The sequence below is a fragment of the Halobacterium bonnevillei genome, assembly GCF_009831555.1.
Lineage (GTDB): Archaea > Halobacteriota > Halobacteria > Halobacteriales > Halobacteriaceae > Halobacterium > Halobacterium bonnevillei.
On record NZ_WUUU01000228.1, the window covers coordinates 1 to 3880 of the forward strand.

Consider the following 3880-nt stretch of genomic DNA (forward strand, 5'->3'; position numbering starts at 1 on the left):
CTCGTCGCTGGTGCCGGCGGGAGGTTGAAGTTCACCGCGAGGTGCGCGGGCGGCAGGCCCGAGAGCGACGCGTCGCTGACGCAGATGTGGAAGGCGAACCACGCGGCGCGCTCGATGCCGGAGGTCCCGGAGCACGAACACCGGGTCGGTCGCGAGCGCGACCACGCGGTCCGCGACGTCCACCACGCCGAAGTCCGCGCCGTACGTCGGGCCGAGGCGGACGTCCGCGCGGTCCGCGCCCGTCCGGCCGGCGACGTACTCGTCGAAGAACTGTCGGCTCGCTTTCCCGTCGTCCATAGTCGGCGTTCACGGCCGAGGTTCAACTACTCTTCGAGAGGGGGGCGCGACGCCCTGCGAACGTGTGGCTTAGAAAACAGCTATCGTCGCGGACAGCGTACAGTCACCTGTGATGTTTGCATCAGTCTCTCCCGCCACTGCCGTCTCGTCCGTTCGCCCGTCCGCGCTGCTCGCTCCGCTGGGCGTCTGGGTACTGCTGGCGGTGGTCGCCATCGCCAACGGCGCTTTCCGCGAGATCGTGTTGATTCCGCGCATCGGCGAGTACCCCGGACACGTCGTCAGTACGCTGCTCCTCGTCGGGGCCATCCTCGTCGTGTCCGCGGCGTTCTTCGCGACGACGAGCACCGCCTACGCAACCGCCGAACTCGCCGCCATCGGCGTCGGGTGGACGGTGCTCACTGTCGGCTTCGAGTTCCTCGTCGGCTACGTCGAGGGCACGCCCGTATCGGTCACGCTGGGCCAGTACGACGTCTTCGCCGGCCAGGTCTGGGTGCTCGTGCCGCTGACGCTGCTGGTCGCGCCGCTCGTCTTCGGCCGGTACTTCTCGGCCTGACTGGCGTCCACGCGCTCCCGCGTGCTCGCCGTCGGCATTCTGTCGGACCGCCGGCGTCGCGCGCTGCCGAATGTCAAAGCCCTTTACGTGGGCGCGACCTACCGTGGAGGTAAGAGAACCAATGCAGGGTCAGAACCAACAGCAGGCCTACGACCGCGGGATCACGATCTTCTCCCCGGACGGCCGGCTCTACCAGGTGGAGTACGCGCGCGAAGCAGTCAAACGAGGCACGGCGAGCATCGGCGTCCGCACCGAGGACGGCGTCGTCCTCGTCGTCGACAAACGCACCCGCTCGCCCCTCCTCGAGGGCTCGAGCGTGGAGAAACTCCACAAGGTCGACGACCACGTCGGCGCAGCGAGCGCCGGCCACGTCGCCGACGCACGGAAACTCGTCGACCACGCGCGCCAGCAGGCGCAGGTCGAGCGCGTGCGCTACGACGAACCCATCGGCGTCCGCACGCTCACGAAGGAGGTCACCGACCACATCCAGCAGTACACGCAGGTCGGCGGCGCTCGGCCGTTCGGCGTCGCGCTCCTCATCGCGGGCGTCTCCGACGGCGAAGCCCGCCTCTTCGAGACGGATCCCTCGGGCACGTCCAACGAGTGGAAGGCCGTCGCCATCGGCTCGGACCGCTCGACTATCCAGGAGTTCCTCGAGGACGAGTACGTTGAGGAACTCACGCTGGACGAGGGTGTCGACCTGGCGCTGCGCGCGCTCGACGAAGGCCGGGACGACGACCTCAGCCCCGAGGGCGTCGGCGTCGCCACCGTGGACGCCGAAACCGGCGTGTTCCACGAGTTCGAGACCGACGAGACCGCCGACTACCTCACGGAACTCGAATAACTCCGCGCGGCTGTCCGACTCCGCAACGGGTAGCGCGGTCCGGAAACACGCTGCGGAGTGTACGCTTTTGCGTCGGCACTGCGTAGGCCGCGATGGTTCGACTGTTCGCGACGACTAGTGTTCTACGGCCACCGCTGTGTGCCGTTTCTGACGGACGAAAGAACGGCGACTGCGGCCCTACCCGGCTCTCAGACCGTTCGCCCCGCGTCGGTGGCCGGGGTGGTTGCGACGACCTTGTAGACCGCGTACGCGGCCCAGATGAGCAGTCCGAGCAGGATGATGCCCGATCGTACTTCCAGCGGGATGAGGGCTTCGTGCTCGATCTGGCCTTCGCCGCTCACCGGGTGCGTGCTCCCCAGGAACATCTCCAGCAGCCCGATCACGAAGACACCGAGCACGACGAGTCCGCCGCCACCGTACGCTGCGATCTTGTCAGCAGTATTGAGTTCACTCATGTGTATCACCGGTCACCCGATCAGCCACTGGAGTCTCGCGTTGTCCTTGAAGAGGTCCATCTCCGCGAGGTACGCGTCGACGCCGAGGACGCGTCCGGCCCCGAGCGTCGCGAACATCGCGAAGAGGAGGAGCCCGAGCAACTCGCCCGTCACGAGGCCGTGGGCCCACCCTCCCGTCTCGCCGTTGATGAAGTAGAAGAACGTCATCAGCATCGCCCCGAAGAACGACGCGAGGCGAGTGAGCGCGCCGAGGACGAGTCCGAGACCGATCAGCGTCTGTCCCAGGGGCACCATGATGTTGACGAACGACAGCGCTGCTCCCTCCGAGAACAGCGTCACGACCGGGCCGAGCGTCGTCCCCGCCGCCGCGCCGCCGACGAACCAGCTCGCGTCGAACGGCCACGCCAGGAACTTGTCGAGCCCCGCGTGCAGCATCCACCAGCCCACAGTGACGCGCAGGATTACGAGCCAGTACGCTAGCCACGGTTCCGCGACGGTGAACGACACGTCCCGTCCTAGCAGCCGCGTTTCTACGTTGGTGCCCATTGTTCCAAAAACACCATTTTCATTGGTCGTACTTAATACTATTTCAGGGGGTATTATACCAGACGTTCGAACGTGTTCGCCTGTTTTTACGGCCGAACCGTTCAATACCACCGGCGCAGACGTCGCATACACCGACAGTTCGTTCCGCGAGGGGAACGCCGCACGTGCGACGGGGTCGCGGATCGGTGCGAGGGCAGGGTGTCGGCACGGGTCCCCGCCGCACCAGCCCGTTTCCGCGCTCGCATCGTACTGGCTGGCCCGACGACGTAGTCACAGACTGACGCACGGAAGCCGATTCACGTCGCCGCCGACGAACCTACTCCCGCGGCGTCGGCGTTGCCACCGTGGACGCGACGGCCGGCCGCTCCCCCGGGTTCGAGACCGACGAGACTCCCTACTACCTCGCGGACCTCGAATACCCCGCGAGCGCGCCGACCGCGCCGACCGCGGCTAACGCGACTGCAGTCGCCTCGAAGGTCGCGTGATGTGGCGCACTCACGTTTCTGACGTTGTCCACGCCCGGCAGCAGCCAGTGGTGTCCGACGCCGAACGCGACAGAGACCACCATGAGCGCGACGAACGCCACGCCCGATGCGCGCGGCCGCCGCTGTGCGTACGCCGCGGCGACGAACGGCCCGAGCACGGTGAACGCCACGACGGCCTGCTGCCAGCCGGCGAGGGCGACGTTCGCGGCCTGGTGCGGGACGCCGTGCAGGAGGGCAACCGCCCCGTGGACGGCTGCGACCGCGGTCAGTCGTCGGTCCACGTCCACCCCGCCTCGGTGTGTTCGATTGTCCCGCTCTGCCGCCACGCTTCGACCACCGCGTCGAGCCCCGTTTCGTAGCTCGAATACGTCGGTTCCCAGTCGAACTCGTCCCGGAACTGGTCGCTGTCTGTCACCATCTCCGTGGTGAACAGTCGGACGCCGCTCTTCCCGAGGAACGGCCGCAGCAGCCAGCCCGGGAGCCGGCGTGGCTCGGGGGCGTCAAGTGACGCCGCGAGCGTTCGGAGAACGTCCGCAAACGGCGCCGGTTCGTCGTCGACGACGTGGTACGTCCCGAATTCGAAAATCTCCGGCTAGATGGCAAGACAGACCGAGCGACTGGCGGAGATGAAGGTAGTGCTGGTTCGTTACGGGCGACTCTATCTGACAGCGTTAAATCTCGAAAAGGATCACTGGCCGAA

6 protein-coding genes and 1 pseudogene are annotated in these 3880 nt (G+C 66.9%); 2 read left to right on the forward strand and 5 right to left on the reverse strand.

Going from position 1 to position 3880, the window contains the following annotated elements; genetic code table 11:
• Nucleotides 1-297: pseudogene (locus GRX66_RS17230) on the reverse strand (hydrogenase expression protein); the annotation flags it as partial.
• 112 nt (nt 298-409) lie between these two features.
• On the opposite strand from GRX66_RS17230, the gene GRX66_RS17235 reads away from it, so the two are divergent.
• Both GRX66_RS17235 and psmA read left to right on the forward strand, forming a co-directional pair.
• Nucleotides 410-850 carry a hypothetical protein gene (locus GRX66_RS17235; protein WP_159527614.1) on the forward strand — a complete coding sequence of 147 codons (441 nt, stop codon included), beginning with the start codon at nt 410-412 and terminating at the stop codon, nt 848-850.
• A 121-nt stretch (nt 851-971) separates the two neighbouring features.
• Complete coding sequence (psmA, locus tag GRX66_RS17240; protein ID WP_159527615.1) at nt 972-1694, forward strand: archaeal proteasome endopeptidase complex subunit alpha; 723 nt, start codon at nt 972-974, stop codon at nt 1692-1694.
• Between the two features lie 188 nt (nt 1695-1882).
• Here the strand turns inward: psmA and GRX66_RS17245 are convergent, their stop codons facing one another.
• From GRX66_RS17245 to GRX66_RS17260, 4 genes are all read right to left on the reverse strand, one after another.
• Entirely contained in the window at nt 1883-2149 is a 267-nt protein-coding gene (locus GRX66_RS17245; RefSeq protein WP_159527616.1) for a hypothetical protein, read from the reverse strand.
• 12 nt (nt 2150-2161) lie between these two features.
• The gene (locus GRX66_RS17250) at nt 2162-2695 is read right to left on the reverse strand and encodes a DoxX family protein (protein WP_159527617.1); all 534 of its coding nucleotides are present in this window, start codon (nt 2693-2695) and stop codon (nt 2162-2164) included.
• A 397-nt stretch (nt 2696-3092) separates the two neighbouring features.
• Nucleotides 3093-3461, reverse strand: a complete 369-nt coding sequence (locus tag GRX66_RS17255; protein WP_159527618.1) for a hypothetical protein — start codon at nt 3459-3461, stop codon at nt 3093-3095.
• Nucleotides 3446-3598, reverse strand: a complete 153-nt coding sequence (locus GRX66_RS17260) for a hypothetical protein (protein ID WP_159527619.1) — start codon at nt 3596-3598, stop codon at nt 3446-3448. Before GRX66_RS17260 ends, GRX66_RS17255 begins: the two co-directional genes overlap by 16 nt.
• Nucleotides 3599-3880 lie beyond the last annotated feature (282 nt).